Origin of the sequence: Paracoccus thiocyanatus (assembly GCF_900156255.1) — a bacterium.
In the GTDB taxonomy this organism is placed as follows: Bacteria; Pseudomonadota; Alphaproteobacteria; order Rhodobacterales; family Rhodobacteraceae; genus Paracoccus; species Paracoccus thiocyanatus.
In genome coordinates, this window is record NZ_FTMK01000010.1 from 64,237 (window position 1) to 79,280 (window position 15,044).

General features: G+C 68.6%; 15 protein-coding genes. 5 read left to right on the forward strand and 10 right to left on the reverse strand.

The window, feature by feature from the left end:
* Positions 1-26: 26 nt before the first annotated feature.
* Complete coding sequence (gene phnC / locus F3H32_RS09410) at positions 27-845, reverse strand: phosphonate ABC transporter ATP-binding protein (protein WP_149765629.1); 819 nt, start codon at positions 843-845, stop codon at positions 27-29.
* Positions 846-1,174: 329 nt separating this feature from the next.
* Here phnC and F3H32_RS09415 point away from each other — a divergent pair, with 329 nt between their 5' ends.
* Complete coding sequence (locus tag F3H32_RS09415) at positions 1,175-1,372, forward strand: hypothetical protein (protein WP_115757223.1); 198 nt, start codon at positions 1,175-1,177, stop codon at positions 1,370-1,372.
* Between the two features lie 37 nt (positions 1,373-1,409).
* Here F3H32_RS09415 and F3H32_RS09420 read toward each other — a convergent pair whose 3' ends face one another.
* Positions 1,410-1,952 (reverse strand): NADPH-dependent FMN reductase, encoded by a 543-nt coding sequence (locus F3H32_RS09420; RefSeq protein ID WP_149765630.1) that lies wholly within the window; start codon positions 1,950-1,952, stop codon positions 1,410-1,412.
* Positions 1,953-2,044: 92 nt separating this feature from the next.
* Positions 2,045-2,755, reverse strand: coding sequence for a 5-formyltetrahydrofolate cyclo-ligase (locus F3H32_RS09425; protein ID WP_149765631.1), 711 nt, complete (start codon positions 2,753-2,755; stop codon positions 2,045-2,047).
* A gap of 260 nt (positions 2,756-3,015) precedes the next feature.
* Here F3H32_RS09425 and F3H32_RS09430 point away from each other — a divergent pair, with 260 nt between their 5' ends.
* On the forward strand, positions 3,016-4,080 hold the full coding sequence (locus F3H32_RS09430) for a 3-deoxy-7-phosphoheptulonate synthase (protein ID WP_149765632.1): 1,065 nt from the start codon (positions 3,016-3,018) through the stop codon (positions 4,078-4,080).
* Between the two features lie 31 nt (positions 4,081-4,111).
* On the opposite strand, the gene F3H32_RS09435 is transcribed toward F3H32_RS09430, so the two are convergent.
* From F3H32_RS09435 to paaN, 7 genes are all read right to left on the reverse strand, one after another.
* Positions 4,112-6,052 carry a 3-hydroxyacyl-CoA dehydrogenase NAD-binding domain-containing protein gene (locus F3H32_RS09435; RefSeq protein WP_149765633.1) on the reverse strand — a complete coding sequence of 647 codons (1,941 nt, stop codon included), beginning with the start codon at positions 6,050-6,052 and terminating at the stop codon, positions 4,112-4,114.
* A 4-nt stretch (positions 6,053-6,056) separates the two neighbouring features.
* Entirely contained in the window at positions 6,057-6,758 is a 702-nt protein-coding gene (locus F3H32_RS09440; protein ID WP_115756395.1) for an ABC transporter ATP-binding protein, read from the reverse strand.
* Positions 6,745-7,524, reverse strand: coding sequence for an ABC transporter ATP-binding protein (locus F3H32_RS09445; RefSeq protein ID WP_149765634.1), 780 nt, complete (start codon positions 7,522-7,524; stop codon positions 6,745-6,747). The genes F3H32_RS09440 and F3H32_RS09445 overlap by 14 nt, the downstream gene beginning before the upstream one ends.
* Positions 7,521-8,480, reverse strand: a complete 960-nt coding sequence (locus F3H32_RS09450) for a branched-chain amino acid ABC transporter permease (protein ID WP_149765635.1) — start codon at positions 8,478-8,480, stop codon at positions 7,521-7,523. The genes F3H32_RS09445 and F3H32_RS09450 overlap by 4 nt, the downstream gene beginning before the upstream one ends.
* A complete protein-coding gene (locus F3H32_RS09455) occupies positions 8,480-9,352 on the reverse strand; it encodes a branched-chain amino acid ABC transporter permease (protein WP_149765636.1) in 873 nt (290 codons plus the stop codon). The genes F3H32_RS09450 and F3H32_RS09455 overlap by 1 nt, the downstream gene beginning before the upstream one ends.
* Positions 9,353-9,420: 68 nt before the next feature.
* On the reverse strand, positions 9,421-10,566 hold the full coding sequence (locus F3H32_RS09460; RefSeq protein ID WP_149765637.1) for an ABC transporter substrate-binding protein: 1,146 nt from the start codon (positions 10,564-10,566) through the stop codon (positions 9,421-9,423).
* A gap of 34 nt (positions 10,567-10,600) precedes the next feature.
* A complete protein-coding gene (gene paaN / locus F3H32_RS09465) occupies positions 10,601-12,250 on the reverse strand; it encodes a phenylacetic acid degradation protein PaaN (protein WP_149765638.1) in 1,650 nt (549 codons plus the stop codon).
* 104 nt (positions 12,251-12,354) lie between these two features.
* On the opposite strand from paaN, the gene paaG reads away from it, so the two are divergent.
* From paaG to paaK, 3 genes are read left to right on the forward strand one after another with little or no spacing between them, the layout of a single operon-like run.
* Positions 12,355-13,143: a 2-(1,2-epoxy-1,2-dihydrophenyl)acetyl-CoA isomerase PaaG gene (gene paaG, locus F3H32_RS09470; RefSeq protein ID WP_149765666.1), complete on the forward strand. Its 789-nt coding sequence runs from the start codon at positions 12,355-12,357 to the stop codon at positions 13,141-13,143.
* A gap of 26 nt (positions 13,144-13,169) precedes the next feature.
* Positions 13,170-13,601: a hydroxyphenylacetyl-CoA thioesterase PaaI gene (gene paaI, locus F3H32_RS09475; protein ID WP_394349617.1), complete on the forward strand. Its 432-nt coding sequence runs from the start codon at positions 13,170-13,172 to the stop codon at positions 13,599-13,601.
* A gap of 30 nt (positions 13,602-13,631) precedes the next feature.
* Positions 13,632-14,942 (forward strand): phenylacetate--CoA ligase PaaK, encoded by a 1,311-nt coding sequence (gene paaK, locus F3H32_RS09480; RefSeq protein ID WP_149765640.1) that lies wholly within the window; start codon positions 13,632-13,634, stop codon positions 14,940-14,942.
* Positions 14,943-15,044: the final 102 nt, after the last annotated feature.

Sequence of the window (15,044 nt, forward strand, 5' to 3'; positions counted from 1 at the left end):
ATGGGTTGCGAATATTGCGGGGACCGTCAGGCCATCAGCCGCGCGGCATAGGCCGCATCGGCGATGGCATCGGCGGGAATGGCGGTCGAGGTCGCGGCCTCGTTGAAGCTGTGGTCGGCGCCATAGATGTCGCGGGCGACGCCGGTCGAAAGCTGCGCCGGCGTGCCGTCGAAGACGATGCGCCCGTCGCGCATGCCGATCACCCGGTCGCAATAGCGCCGCGCCGTGTCCAGCGTGTGCAGGTTGGCGATGACCATGCGCCCGTCCTCGACATTGATGCGCTTGAGCGTGTCCATGACGATCTGCGCATTCATCGGGTCAAGGCTGGCGATGGGCTCGTCGGCCAGGATGATCCGGGGATCCTGCATCAGCGCGCGGGCGATGGCGACGCGCTGCTGCTGGCCGCCCGACAGCGCCTCGGCCCGCTTGGGCGCCTGTTCGGCGATGCCCAGCCGGTCCAGGATCTCCAGCGCGCGCAGGATGTCGGCGCGCGGCCACAGGTTGAACAGCGTGGCCAACGCCGGGCGGCGGTTCAACAGCCCGTGCAGCACGTTCGAGACCACGTCCATCCGCGGCACCAGGTTGAACTGCTGGAAGATCATCGCGCATTGGCCTTGCCAGGCGCGGCGGTCCCGGCCGCGCAGCGCCAGGATGTCGCGCCCCTCGACGCAGATGCGGCCGGCGGTGGCGTCGGTCAGCCGGTTCATCATCCGCAAAAAGGTCGACTTGCCCGCCCCCGACCGGCCGATGATGCCGACAAAGGCCGGGCCGTCCACGGCAAAGCTGATATCGTCGACGGCGGCGCGGCCGGAAAAGACGCGGGTGACGTTCTGGACTGCAAGCAAGACGGCTCTCCGTAAGCGGTTGCGGCGCTGATAGCGGGGCTGGGTGACGGTTCTGGTTCATTCAGGTGAAGCTTTCTTGACGCCCAAGGCGGCCCGGCGCGGCTTACCCGAGCGTTTTTCACAGGACGCAAAAGCGCAATCCGACTGTTCCCATCAGGAAACAGACACCAAGAACTTCTGTCAACTATTTGTTTTTGCAAGATATTTCTTGACACCCCGCGGGGTGGCGACTATATCCCGGCCCAGGTCGCCAGCCAGCATGATGCAGCCAGCCAGCCACCAAGCAACCGCCAGCCAGCCATAAGCCAGCCAGACAAGGGGCCACAGCCATGACCAAGACCGCCTGCAACGCCTGCGCCTTTTACGAAGATCACGTCGCCAATTCGGCCAGCACGCTTTCCGATTCCGGCCTGTGCCGCGCCAATCCGCCCGTCACCCAGAAAGACGCGGATACGCGGGGCTTCTGGCCGGTGGTCAAGTCGAACGACTGGTGCGGGCAATTCGCCACCGCCTTCGCGGCCGAATAGGCGCCCGGACAAGCCGGGCGGCGCTTGCCATCCGGCGCTAAAGGCTGGCGGCAAAGCCTTCGACGAATTTGCGCAAAAGCGCGCGGGTCTTGTCGTCGGTCAGGTTGCCCTGGTCGTCGCACAGCGATTGCGCGCGCGACACCATCAGCCGCCCGTCGGTCCACAGCGCCGCCTTGAGCGTGCGCAGCACCGGCAGCCAATGGCTCTGCGCCAGCGTGGTCCCGAACCCGCTGGGCGAGGCGCCGATCACCGCCACCGGCTTGCCGACAAAGATCGCCGCCCCCTCGCCGCGCGACATCCAGTCGATGGCGTTCTTGAACACGCCCGGCACGCCGTTATTGTATTCCGGCGTCACCATCAGCAGCCCGTCCGCCGCTGCAAGCTGGGCTTGCAACGTGCGCACCGGCTGGGGCAGGCCCGATTCCGCCTCGACATCGCCGTCGTAAAGCGGCACCTCGCGGATCGAGCCGATCTGGATGCGCGCCCCTTGCGGCGCCAGTTCCGCCGCGGCGCGCAAAAGCCCGGCGTTGAAGGATGCCTGCCGCAGGCTGCCGGCCAGGCCCAGGATCGTCTTGCTCATCGCCGCTTTCCCTTTCTGCTTGCCGGCACCGCCCTGCCCGGCTGTCGCTTAACGCCGCAGCCGCGGAAAACGATGCGGCCGCGGCGGGATTTTCAGCGCGGGGCATATTGCAGCCCGGCTTCGGTGACGATGGCCGCCAGCCGGATGTCATGGGGCTGGGGATAGATCGTCGCCAGCCGCGCCGCCTGCAAGCCGGTGCCGATCGCCAGGGGCTGGCACGCGGCCAGGGTGCGGTCGAAATAGCCGCCGCCATAGCCCAGCCGATAGCCGGCGCCGTCCCAGCCGACCAGCGGGGCCAGCACCAGATCGGGCACAAGCCTGTCCGCCGTATCGGGCACCGGGATGTTCCAATGCCCGCGCCGCATCGAAGCGCCCGGATGCCAGGGGCGAAAGACCAGCGGGCTTGCGCGGCGCTCGACCTCGGGCAGGGCCAGAAGCGCGCCGCGATCATGCAGGCGGGCCAGCCAGGGGCGCAGATCGGGTTCCGAGCGGATCGGCCAATAGCCGGCGACCACCTTGCCGCGGATATCGGGCAGATGCGCGGCCAGCACCTCGTCCAGGCCGCGGGCGATGGCGGCGGCGATGCCCTGCCGCTCGGCCACGCCCAGCCGGGCGCGGTGGGCCAGCAATTCCTCGCGCCGCGCCTTGCGCCAGCGCGCCACGTCACGCGCCTGCCCTGCATCGACCGCCAGCGGGTCGAAATAATCCGGCGCGATCTGCGCGGCCAGGCAGGGGGGCGAGCCGCCCTGCCCGTCCCCATCGGCCCCGTCTGGTCCTGCGGTGAAAGGCTGCCTTCTGGTCATGCGCGGCAGGGTAGCACGGGGCGCGGGCGCTGCCAAAGCCCGCACGCAAGAATCGGCGTGACAGGCCGCGCGCCAGCGGATATGGATGGGCCATGTCGCATCGAATGCCCCACACCGTTTCGTTTTATTGGTTCCGCTGTCCCAGCGGAGCCGGGTGTAGCGCGACCGCGCGATAAAACCCCCGAAGCCGCTGGCCCAAGACCGGCGGCTTTCTTCATTCCACGCGCTTCCGGTCCGGCCCTTTGCAGAAAGAAAGAGCCATGCCCACCCAGACCGAGAACCTGCGAATCGCCGCCCTGCGACCCCTACCCGCCCCCGCCGCCCTGGCCGCATCCCTGCCGCGGGACGAGGCGGTGTCGCGCACCGTCACGGACAGCCGCGCCGCCATCCGCGCCATCCTGTCGGGCCGCGACGACCGGCTGCTGGTCGTGGCCGGCCCCTGCTCGGTCCACGACCCCGCAGCGGCGCTGGATTACGCCGCGCGCCTGGCCGAGCTGCGCCAGTCGCTGTCGGACCGGCTGGAAATCGTCATGCGGGTCTATTTCGAAAAGCCGCGCACCACCGTCGGCTGGAAGGGGCTGATCAACGACCCGCATCTGGACGGCACCGACCGGATCGAGGACGGGCTGCCCCTGGCCCGCCGCCTGCTTTTGCAGATCAACCGCCTGGGCCTGCCGGCGGCGACCGAGTTCCTGGACCCGATCCTGCCGCAATATTTCGCCGACCTGATCGCCTGGGGCGCCATCGGCGCGCGCACCACGGAAAGCCAGATCCACCGCCAGCTTGCCTCGGGCCTGTCCTGCCCGGTGGGGTTCAAGAACGGCACCGATGGCGGGGTGCAGGTGGCGCTGGACGCCATCCGCTCGGCCGCGCAACCCCACAGCTTCCCGGCGATCACCGCCCAGGGGGCGGCGGCCATCGCCACCACCACCGGCAACGATGCCTGCCATGTCGTGCTGCGCGGCGGCCATGCCGGGCCGAATTACGACGCCGATCATGTCGCGGCGGTGGCGGCGGCCGCGGCCAGGGCGGGGGTCGATCCCGGCATCGTCATTGACGCCAGCCACGCCAACAGCGGCAAGGACCCGGCGCGCCAGCCGGCGGTGATTGCCGATGTCGCGGCCCAGATCCGCGCGGGCGAGGCGCGCATCCGCGGCGTCATGCTGGAAAGCAACCTGGTGGCGGGACGCCAGGACCTGCGGCCCGGCCAGGTGCCGGTCTATGGGCAAAGCATCACCGACGGCTGCCTGGGCTGGGACGAAAGCCGCGCGTTGCTGATGGACCTGGCCGCGGCCGCCGCGACCCGGCTGCGCTGCGCCGCCTGAAGCGGCAGGGCGCGGCCCCGCGCCCCGCCCCCTAGCCGCGGATGCCGGTGGCAAACATCGGCCCGCCGCGCCAGCGCGGAAAGCCGTAGCCGTGGATTTCCACCAGGTCGATCTCGGCCGGGGTTTGAGCGATGCCCTGGTCCAGGATCGCCTGCCCCTCGGCCGCCATCTCGGCCACCAGATGCGCGGCAATCGCCTTGCGGTCCATCGCCGGGCCGGGATCGACGCTGCCCGCCAGCAGATCCGCCACTATGGCCGAGGGCTGCGGGCGACGTTCGCCCGGCGCATAGTCATACCAGCCGCCGCCGGTCTTTTGCCCCTTGCGGCCGGCGCGGACCAGCAGATCGCCCAGCGTCTCGGGCACCGCCTGCCCGGCCGCCCGCGCGCCCTCGCGTTGCAGATAGGCGATGTCGAGCCCGCCCAGGTCCTGCGCCTCGAACGGGCCCATGGCAAAGCCATGGCCGCGCATGGCCGCGTCGATTTCGGCAATGGCCACGCCCTGGCGGACCAGCGCCTCGGCCGCGGTGCGATAGCGTTTCAGGATGCGGTTGCCGATGAAGCCCTCGCAAATGCCGGCGCGGACCGGGATCTTTTTCAGCGCCCGCGCCAGGGCAAAGCCGGTGGCCAGGGTGCGGTCCGAGGTCTGGGGCACCGGCACGATCTCCAGAAGCTTCATCACATTGGCCGGGCTGAAGAAATGCAGACCGATGAAACGCTCGGGTCCCGGCAGCCCCTTGGCGATGGCGCGCGGGTCGAGATAGGAGGTATTGGTCGCCAGCACCGCATCCGGCCGGCAGGCTTCGGCGAGCCGGTCGAAGACGGCGCGCTTGACGCCGATTTCCTCGAACACCGCCTCGATGACCAGGTCGGTATCGGCCAGTGCGGCGTAGTCGGTCGTCCCGGTGACGCCGGCCAGCCGGTCTTCGGCCTGCGCCCCGGTCAGCTTGCCGCGTCGGACGGCGCCGTCGAAGATGCCGCGCAGATTGGCCATGCCGCGCGCCACCGCCTCGTCGTCGCGTTCGACCAGCACCACCGGCAGGCCGGCGTCGCGCAGGGCGGCGGCGATGCCCGCGCCCATGGTGCCGCCGCCGATGACCGCCGCGCGGCGCAGGGGCAAGGGTTCCACGTCGCGCAGGGCTGCCGGGCGGGGCGCGGCACGCTCGGCGAAGAAGACGTGGCGCAGCGCCGCCGCCTGCTCCGATCCGCGCAGGTCCAGAAAGGTCTGGCGCTCAAAGGCCATGGCATCGGCGAAATCCGCCTCGGCCGCCTTGCGCAGGCAGGCCAGCGCCCGCAGCGGCGCGGCGGCGCCCCTGGCGGATTTGGCGACGGCCTTTTCCTGCTCGGCCCAGAAATCCGCATCGGGCGCGGCGATGGGCCGGGTTGATACGGGCTGGGGCAAGGGCCGGGTCAGCGCCAGGCGGGCAAAGGCCACGGCGCCTTCCAGCAGATCGCCCTGGACCACCGCATCGACCAGCCCGGCCTCGGCGGCTTGCGCGGCGCGCAGGGGCCGGCCCGACGTCACCAGGTCCACAGCGGCGGGAACGCCCAGCAGGCGCGGCGTGCGCACCGTGCCGCCGGCGCCGGGAACGATGCCCAAGCCCACCTCGGGCAGGCCCAGCCAGGCATCCGGGACCGCCACGCGGAACCGGCAGCCCATCGCGACCTCAAGCCCGCCGCCAAGCGCCGAGCCGTGGATCGCCGCGACCCAGGGCTTCGCGGCCGCCTCGATCCGGTCCACCAGGTCGGGCAAATGCGGCGGAACCGGGGGCTTTCCGAATTCGGTCACATCGGCCCCGGCGATAAAGGTGCGGCCGGCGCAGACCAGCACCACCGCCGCGACCGATGCGTCCGCGTCCAGCGTCGCCACCGCGTCCCACAGCCCCTGCCGCAGCGCCGCGGACAGCGCGTTGACGGGCGGGTTGTCCACGGTGACGGTGGCGATTTCCCCTTGGCGGTCGATGGTTACGGTCATGTCCTCATATCCCCAGATAGGCTTCGCGGATGCGCGGATCGGCGATCAGCTCCTCGGCCGGTCCCTGCATGGTGATCTGGCCGGTCTCCATCACATAGCCGCGGTCGGCGATCTTCAGCGCGCCGAAGGCGTTCTGTTCCACCAGCAGCACGGTCACGCCTAGCGCCTTGAGCCCGCTGACTACGTCGAAGATCTGGCTTACGATGATCGGCGCCAGGCCCATCGACGGCTCGTCCAGAAGCAGGCAGGACGGCCGGCCCATCAGCGCCCGCGCCATGGCCAGCATCTGCTGCTGGCCGCCCGACAGGCCCCCGGCGGCCAGGTTGCGCTTTTCCCGCAGGATCGGAAACATCTGGAAGGCGTCTTCCATATCCGTCTCGACCCGCGCGTCGCTGTAAAGAAAGGCGCCAAGGCGCAGGTTCTCTTCGACCGTCAGGTTGGTGAAGATCTGCCGCCCCTCGGGCGATTGCGCCAGACCGCGGGCCAGCCGCCGATAGGCCGGCACCGGGGTCAGCGGCTCGCCGCGAAAGGTGATGGTCCCGGCCGAGACCGGCTGCACCCCCGACAGGCAGCGCAGCAGCGTGGTCTTGCCCGCGCCATTGGCGCCGACCACGGTGACGATCTCGCCGGAATCGACATGCAGGTCGATGCCGTGCAAGACCTCGATGCGCCCATAGCGCGAGCGCAAGCCCTCAACCGTCAGCATCGGCACCCTCCTCGGTTCCCAGATAGGCGGCGATCACCGCCGGGTTGCGGCTGACCTCGGCCGGCGCGCCCTCGGCGATCTTTTCGCCATGGTCCAGCACCACGATATGGCTGGAAATGCGCATGACCATCTTCATGTCATGTTCCACCAGCAGGATGGCGGTGCCGGATGCCGCGACCTCGGCGATCAGGTGGTCGATTTCCTCGGTTTCGACGGCGTTGCAGCCCGCCGCGGGTTCGTCCAGCAGCAAGACCTTGGGCCGCATCGCCAGCGCGCGGGCGATCTCCAGCCGCTTGAGCGAGCCATAGGAGAGGTTCCCCGCCTCGCGGTCGGCCGCGCGCTCCAGCCCGACGCGGGCCAGCAGTTCGCGCGCCCCCGCCTCGGCCGCCCGCGCCCGGCGGCGGGATGACGGCAGGTGCAGCAGGTCCGCCAGCACCGGCCCCCTTTCCTGCAAGTGAAAGCCCGAGATGGCGTTTTCCAGCACCGTCATGTTCTGGAAGATTTGCAGGTTCTGGAAGGTGCGCGACATGCCCCGCTGCGCCAGCCGGAACGACGCCATGCCGGTCACGTCCTCGCCCTCCAGCACGACGCGGCCCGATCCGGGCTGATAGACGCCCGAGATCATGTTGAACAGCGTGGTCTTGCCGGCGCCGTTCGGGCCGATGACCGAGACGATCTCGCCCGGCGCGACCTTGAAGCTGACATCATGCACGGCCTTGATGCCGCCAAAGCCGATGCCCAGACCTTCGACCGAAAGCAGCGTCATTCGCCCCTCCCCCGCAGCTTGCGCAGGACCGAAGGCAACAGCCCCTCGCGCAGGAAGATCATCACCAGCATCATCACCAGGCCCAGCACCAGTTGTTCATATTCCGCCAGCACCGTCAGCACCTGCGGCAGCAGCGTCAGGATGCCGGCGCCAAAGATCGCGCCCAGGACCGAACCCGCGCCGCCCAGGACGGCCATCGTCACCATCTCGATCGAATGCATGAAGCCGGCGATGTCGGGGGTGATGAACTTGTTCTGAAGCGCCACCAGCGACCCCGCGACCGAGGCATAGACCGCCGAGATGACAAAGGCTTGCAGCTTGACCCGCGCCACGTCGATGCCAACGGTGCCGGCGGCGATTTCCGACCCGTGCAGCGCCCGCAGCGCCCGGCCGCCGGGGCTTTGGTGCAGGTTCAGCGCGATCCAGGCACCGATCAGCAGCACGATGCCGCAGAAGAAATACCAGAACTGGCCGTTGGTCAGGTCCAGCCCCCAGTCTTTCAAAAGCCCGCGCAGGCCCAGTTCCGGCACGGCGATGCCGTCCGGCCCGCCGGTCAGTGCGCGTTCGTTGTTCAGCACCATGGCGACCAGGATGCCGAAGCCCAGCGTGGCGACGGCCAGGTAATAGCCCCGCAGCCGCAGGATCGGCCGCCCGACCAGATAGGCCAGCACGGCCGAGATCACCGCGCCCAGCACCCCTGCCAGCGACGGATGCAGGCCCAGATGCGTCGGCGCAAGCGCGCAGGCATAGCCGCCGATGCCGGCGAAACCGGCATGGCCCAGGCTGATCTGCCCGGCATAGCCGGTCAGGATCACGATGCCGGTCACGGCCAGCCCGTTCACGAAGATCAGCGCGCCGACCCGGTAGTAATAGCCGGACGGAAAGAAGAACGGCGTCACCGCGATCAGCGCGGCCAGCACCAGCAAAGTGGCGGATTTGGCGGTCAGTCTTGGCATCACACCCGCTCCGTCGATTTGCGGCCGAACAGGCCCTGCGGCATGAAGAACAGCACCAGCAGGATCACCACGAAAGCCGCCGCCTCCTTGTAGGTCGAGGACAGGTAGCCCGCGGTCAGCGCCTCGATCAGCCCGATCAGGAAGCCGCCGGCCAGCGCGCCCTTGGGGTTGCCCATGCCGCCCAGCATGGCGCCGGCAAAGCCCTTCAGCGCGAAGCCGATGCCGACATTATAGGCGGTCAGCGTGATCGGCGTCGCCAGCACCCCGGCCAGCGCCCCGATCCCAGCCGACAGCGCAAAGGACAGCGTCATGACGAAATTGGTGTTGATGCCGACCAGTTGCGCCGCCAGCCGGTTGTTCGAGGTCGCCAGCACCGCCCGGCCCAGAAGCGTGCGGGTAAAGAACAGCCACAGCCCGGCAAAGACCACCAGCGCGCCGCCGATCACCCACAGGCTTTGCGGCTGGATGGTCGCGCCGCCGATGCGCAAGGGCGTGTCGCCCGAAAAGGCCGGGAAGCTGTGGATCTGCTTGTCAAAGACCAGTTGCGCCGCGCCTTGCAGAAAGACCGAGGCGCCGATGGTGATGATGATCAGCGACACGACCGGCGCGCCGCGCGCCGGCTCGATGGCCAGCTTGTTGATCGCCACCCCCAGCGCGGCGGTGGCCAGGATGGCGACCAGCGCCGCCAGGGGCAGCGGCAGCCCGGCCGCATGGCCGAACCATGTGACCATGCCGCCCAGCATGACGAACTCGCCCTGGGCGAAGTTCACCACGTCCGAGGCGTTGTAGATGATGGTGAAACCCAGGGCGACCAGCGCATAGACCGCGCCCACCGTCAGCCCTGAAAACAGGAATTGCAGAAGTTCAGACATGCCAAGGCTCTCTGGCTGGGCTCTCCCGAGCGGGCGGAGGCGGTCCCCAGGGCGGGGACCGCGCGGGTTCATTCGACGATGGACCAGCGGCCGTCCTTGACCTCCAGCATGCGGAATGCCGACAGGTCCAGGCCCAGATGGTTATCGGGCGACATGGCATAGATGCCGGTCGTGCCCGCCAGCCCGGCGGTCTGTTCCAGCGCGTCGCGGATGGCGGCCGGTTCCGCGGAACCGGCGCGCGTCACCGCATCGACCAGCAGCGCAAAGCCGTCATGGGCATAGCCGCCGAAAGTGCCGACCGGCTCGTTGAACTTGCCTTCATAGGCGGCCTTGTAGGCGGTCACGACCGGCTTTTGCGGATCGTCCTCGGCCAACAGGTCCGCGACCAGCAGCGCGGTGCCGGGCAGGCGCACGCCCTCGGCCGCTTCCTTGCCGGCCAGTTCGATGAACCCGTCCGAGGCGACGCCATGCGACTGGTAAAGCGGCAGCTCGATCCCCAACTGGCGATAGTTGCGGGTCACGATGGACGGGCCCTGGCCAAAGCCGGGGTTCAGCACCGCCTGCACGCCATCGGCGTTGCGGATCTTGGTCAGTTGCGCCGTCATGTCGGCGTCCTTGGGGTCATAGGTCTCGTCCGCGGCGATCTCGATGCCGTATTCGCCGACCACGTCCTTGCATTGCGCCTGCATCGAGGCGCCGAACCCGTCGGTGCCCGAGATCATGCCGATCTTCTGGATGCCGCTTTTCTGCATGTCCTCGAAGATCTTCTGGCAGGCCATGCGGTCGGTATGCGGGGTCTTGAAGGTAAAGGGCTTGACCGGCTGGATGATGTCGATGGCGCCGGCCAGCGAGATGAAGGGGATTTCCGCATCCTCGGCCACCGACAGGATCGACATCGAGGTGCCGGTGGTGGTGCCGCCGATGATCGCCTGCACCTCGTCATCCTCGATCAGGCGGGTGGCGAAGGTGCGCGCCTTGTTGGCGTCGCCGCCGTCGTCGTAAAGCACCAAGGCGATTTCTTCGCCGTTGATGCCGCCCTTGGCGTTCAGTTCCTCGACCAGCATCTCCAGCGTCTTGGCCTCGGGGTCGCCCAGGAAGGCAGCGGGGCCGGTCGCGGAAACCGAGGCGCCCAGCCTGATTTCCGCGCTGGCGGCCGAGGCCAGGCCAAGCGCGACCAGCGCGGCCGGAACGGTCGTCGTCAGGGTCTTTTTCATATGTGTCTCCTCCCAGAGAACCAGTTGACTTGGGTCAGGCCGCCGCGGGCCGGCGCCACATGGCGCGCCGGAACCGGCTGGCGACAAAGGCGGTGTCGGTCAGGCAGGCATTGCCGGCCGGGTTGGCGCCGGTGACGTGGAAATCGCTGAAGGCCGCCGATTGGTTGACATAGATATTGCCGGTCAGGTTGACCGACAGGTTGACGCCGGCCGCGGCAAAGGCCTGCGCGGCGCGGGTGATGCGCGCCTCGTCCCGGTCGTAAAGCGCGGCGGTGATCGCGCCCTTGCGCCGCGCCAGGTCGGTGGCGCGGGCGATGGCGGTATCGGCATCAGCGACCGCGATGACAAAGGCGACGGGGCCGAAGCATTCCCGCTCGCAGGCCGGATCGCCGTCCCGCAGCGCCAAGAGCAGCGGCCCGGCGGTGCGCCCCTGCCCCACGGGCGCCGAATCGCGCAGCACCCGGCCAAGGGTCCGCGCCTGCTGCACCCGCTCCAGCGTCGCCGGATTGGCGATGGCGCCGCAGATGCCCGCCGCGCGGGCCGGGTCGGCCAGCAGCGCGTCGATGGCCGCGGCCAGGGCCAGCCCGACCTCGTCAAAGCTCTTGTGGCCCTGATCGGTGTCGATGCCGGCTTCCGGCACATAGATGTTCTGCGGCGCGGTGCACATCTGCCCGGAATAAAGCGCCAGCGAAAAGGCCAGATTGTCGCACATGCCGGCGAAATCGTCGGTCGCGGCGATGGTGACGGTATTCACCCCCGCTTCTTCGGTGAACAGCCGCGCCTGCGTCGCATGGCCGCGCAGCCAGTCGCCGAAGGCGGCCGAGCCGGTATAGTCGATCAGCCGCACCGCCGGATCGGTGGCCAGGTCCTGGGTGATCTCGGCCCCGCGCTCGTCCACGGCCAGCAGCACCGAATCGGCGGGCAGCCCGGCCTGAACCAGCACCTCGCGCAAGACCCGCACGGTCAGCGCCAGGGGCAGGATGGCGGCGGGATGCGGCTTGACGATCACCGGATTGCCGGTGGCGAGGCTGGCGAAGATGCCGGAATAGCTGTTCCAGGTCGGAAAGGTGTTGCAGCCGATGGCCAGCGACAGGCCGGCGGGCACGATGCTCCAATGCTTGTCCAGCAGGATCGGCGCCGCCTTGCCCTGCGGCTTTTCCCAGCGCGCCTGCGGGGCGAATCGGGTCATCTCGTCCCAGGCCATCGCCACCGCTTCCAGCCCGCGATCCTGCGCATGGGGGCCGCCCGCCTGGAAGGCCATGGCGAAGGCCTGCCCGGTGGTGTGCATGGTGGCATGGCCCAGCAGGAAGCTCATGCGGTTCAGCCGCGCCAGCGCCTCCAGGCAGACGCCGACCCGCGCCTTGGCGCTGGCCGCGGCCAGGGCCGGGGCGACCGCCTGCGCGGCCGCGATCAGCGTCGCGGCATCGCAGGCCGGATAGGTGATCCCCAGCGCGCCGCCAAAGGGCGAGACCTCGGCGCCAAGCCGGCGCTGATTCGGGTGGCCGGGCAGGTCGAAATCGCCGTCGCGCAGCGCCTGGAACCCGGCCAGCCCGTCCTCGCGCGCGGTTTCGCCATAGGTCTTGCCGCTTGGAATTTCGGGGAAGGGGCTCCAGAATGCGCGCTGGCGCAGGGCCTCCAGCGCGCGGTCCAAAAGGGCCTGATGCTTGTCGAAAAATTCTGTCACGGCGTTCCCCCTTCACCTTGCCAGATTATCATTGACCGGCCGGTCGGTCTATGCAACAAAAATTTTCAGGGAGCCCCATAGGCCGGGGCATGGGAGTTCTACCGATGACGGAAACCGTCCTGACGGTGCTTGCCGATGGCGTGCTGGTGGCGACGCTCAATCGCCCGGACAAGCTGAATGCCTTCAACGATCAGATGCATCTGGCGCTGCGCGCCGCATTCCAGCGCGCCCATGACGACGCGGCGGTGCGCGCCGTGCTGCTGACCGGGACCGGGCGCGGGTTCTGCGCCGGGCAGGACCTGGGCGACCGCGACCCGCGCAAGGGCGGCCAGGCCGTGGACCTGGGCCATACGCTGGATACGTTCTACAATCCGACCCTGCGGCTGATCCGGTCGCTGGAAAAGCCGGTGGTCTGCGCGGTCAACGGCGTCGCCGCCGGGGCCGGGGCGAATATCGCCCTGGCCTGCGACATCGTGCTGGCGGCGAAATCGGCGCGCTTCATCCAGGCTTTCGCCAGGATCGGGCTGGTGCCGGATGCCGGCGGTTCCTGGTCGCTGGCCCGCATCCTGGGCGAGCCGCGCGCCAAGGCCCTGGCCCTGACGGCCGAGCCGCTGCCGGCCGAAAAGGCCGCCGAATGGGGCCTGATCTGGAAGGCGGTCGAGGATGCGGCGCTGATGGACGAGGCGCTGGCGCTGGCAAAATCGCTGGCCGCCGGGCCGACGCTGGGCCTGGGCCTGACCAAGCGGCTGATCCAGGCCGCCGCCACCACCAGCCTGGACGATCACCTGGAGATCGAGCGCGACTGCCAGCAACAGGCCGGCCGCAGCGCCGATTATGCCGAAGGCGTCGCCGCCTTCCTGGAAAAGCGCAAGCCGGAGTTCAGGGGCCAATGAACGACATGACCAAGCCCGTCTCGCAGATGACCGCGCAGGAACTGGCCGAAGCCTCGGCCCAGGCGATGTGGAACGATGATTCCGCCAGCCAGCGCCTGGGCATGAGCCTGGACCATGTCGCGCCGGGCCAGGCCACGCTGTCCATGACCATCACCCAAGCCATGTCGAACGGCCACGGCAATTGCCATGGCGGCTATATCTTCACGCTTGCCGACAGCGCCTTCGCCTTTGCCTGCAACAGCTACAACCAGCTTGCCGTGGCCCAGCATTGCTCGATCAGCTACCTGCTGCCGGTCCGCATCGGCGACCGGCTGACGGCCCAGGCGCGCGAAGTGTCGCGCCGCGGCCGCTCGGGCATCTACGACATCCGCATCACCAACCAGGACGGCGCGCATCTGGCCGAGTTCCGCGGCCATTCCCGCACCGTCAAAGGCACCCATCTGCCGGTCGAACCCTGACCCGCAACCCATCGCAAGGGGAGGAAATCCATGCACCCACTGGCGCCCGAAAGGAAAGAGCTGGACCCGATCGAGATCGCCTCGCGCGACGAGATCGAGGCGCTGCAATTCCACCGCATGAAGCGGTCGCTGAAGCACGCCTTCGAAAACTCGCCCTTTTACCGCAACCGCTTCATCAAGCATGACGTCCACCCCGAGGACCTGAAGTCGCTTGCCGACATCGCGAAATTCCCCTTCACCACCAAGCAGGACCTGCGCGACACCTATCCCTTCGGCATGTTCGCCGTGCCGCAGTCCAAGCTGGTGCGCATCCACGGCTCGTCCGGCACCACCGGCAAGCCGACCGTGGTGGGCTATACCCAGGCCGATATCGACCATTGGGCGAACCTGATCGCCCGCTCGATCCGTGCCGCCGGCGGGCGTCGGGGCGACATCCTGCACAACGCCTATGGCTACGGGCTGTTCACCGGCGGCCTTGGCGCGCATTACGGCGCCGAAAAGCTGGGCTGCACCGTGGTCCCGATCTCGGGCGGCATGACCGAGCGGCAGGTGACGCTGATCGACGACTTCAAGCCGCGCATCATCATGGTGACGCCCAGCTACATGCTGTCGATCCTGGACGAGTTCCGCCGCCAGGGCCTGGACCCGCGGCAATCCTCGCTGGAAATCGGCATCTTCGGCGCCGAGCCCTGGACCAACGCCATGCGCCAGGAAATCGAAGAGGCGTTTGGCATGCATGCCGTCGACATCTACGGCCTATCCGAGGTGATGGGCCCCGGCGTCGCCATGGAATGCGTCGAGACCAAGGACGGGCTGCATATCTGGGAAGACCATTTCTATCCCGAGATCATCGACCCGGCGACGGGCGAAGTGCTGCCCGACGGCGAGATGGGTGAACTGGTCTTTACCACCCTGACCAAGGAAGGGCTACCGATGGTGCGCTATCGCACTCGCGACCTGACCCGGCTCTTGCCCGGCAGCGCGCGTTCCATGCGGCGGATCGAAAAGATCACCGGGCGCAGCGACGACATGATCATCCTGCGCGGCGTCAACGTCTTCCCGACCCAGATCGAGGAGCAGATCCTGAAATGCTGCGGGCTGGCGCCGCATTTCCAGATCGAACTGACCCGCTCGGGCCGGATGGACAGCATGGTCGTGCATGTCGAATGCACCGCCGCGATGGCCGACGAATCCGCCCGCGCCCATTCCGCCCGCGAACTGGCGCATCACATCAAAAGCGTGGTCGGCGTCTCGACCCGGATCGAGATTCGCGACCCGAACGCCATCGCCCGGTCCGAAGGCAAGGCCCAGCGGGTGCTTGACAACCGCCCCAAGACGTGATGCCGCATTGCGGCACCGGCGCGACCTGGGCGCGGACCCGCCATGTCGCCAGGGGCCATTGCGCCCCCGGCTTTTTTCTCGCCTTCCACCCCAGGGCGAATA

Bases quoted from the DNA above. Each gene is read 5' to 3' on its own strand.
- paaK (WP_149765640.1), top strand. From the start codon at position 13,632: ATGCACCCACTGGCGCCCGAAAGGAAAGAGCTGGACCCGATCGAGATC.
- F3H32_RS09440 (WP_115756395.1), bottom strand. From the start codon at position 6,758: ATGCTGACGGTTGAGGGCTTGCGCTCGCGCTATGGGCGCATCGAGGTC.
- F3H32_RS09450 (WP_149765635.1), bottom strand. From the start codon at position 8,480: ATGCCAAGACTGACCGCCAAATCCGCCACTTTGCTGGTGCTGGCCGCG.
- F3H32_RS09455 (WP_149765636.1), bottom strand. From the start codon at position 9,352: ATGTCTGAACTTCTGCAATTCCTGTTTTCAGGGCTGACGGTGGGCGCG.
- F3H32_RS09460 (WP_149765637.1), bottom strand. From the start codon at position 10,566: ATGAAAAAGACCCTGACGACGACCGTTCCGGCCGCGCTGGTCGCGCTT.
- paaI (WP_394349617.1), top strand. From the start codon at position 13,170: ATGACCGCGCAGGAACTGGCCGAAGCCTCGGCCCAGGCGATGTGGAAC.
- F3H32_RS09445 (WP_149765634.1), bottom strand. From the start codon at position 7,524: ATGACGCTGCTTTCGGTCGAAGGTCTGGGCATCGGCTTTGGCGGCATC.
- paaG (WP_149765666.1), top strand. From the start codon at position 12,355: ATGACGGAAACCGTCCTGACGGTGCTTGCCGATGGCGTGCTGGTGGCG.
- F3H32_RS09420 (WP_149765630.1), bottom strand. From the start codon at position 1,952: ATGAGCAAGACGATCCTGGGCCTGGCCGGCAGCCTGCGGCAGGCATCC.
- F3H32_RS09415 (WP_115757223.1), top strand. From the start codon at position 1,175: ATGACCAAGACCGCCTGCAACGCCTGCGCCTTTTACGAAGATCACGTC.
- F3H32_RS09425 (WP_149765631.1), bottom strand. From the start codon at position 2,755: ATGACCAGAAGGCAGCCTTTCACCGCAGGACCAGACGGGGCCGATGGG.
- F3H32_RS09430 (WP_149765632.1), top strand. From the start codon at position 3,016: ATGCCCACCCAGACCGAGAACCTGCGAATCGCCGCCCTGCGACCCCTA.
- F3H32_RS09435 (WP_149765633.1), bottom strand. From the start codon at position 6,052: ATGACCGTAACCATCGACCGCCAAGGGGAAATCGCCACCGTCACCGTG.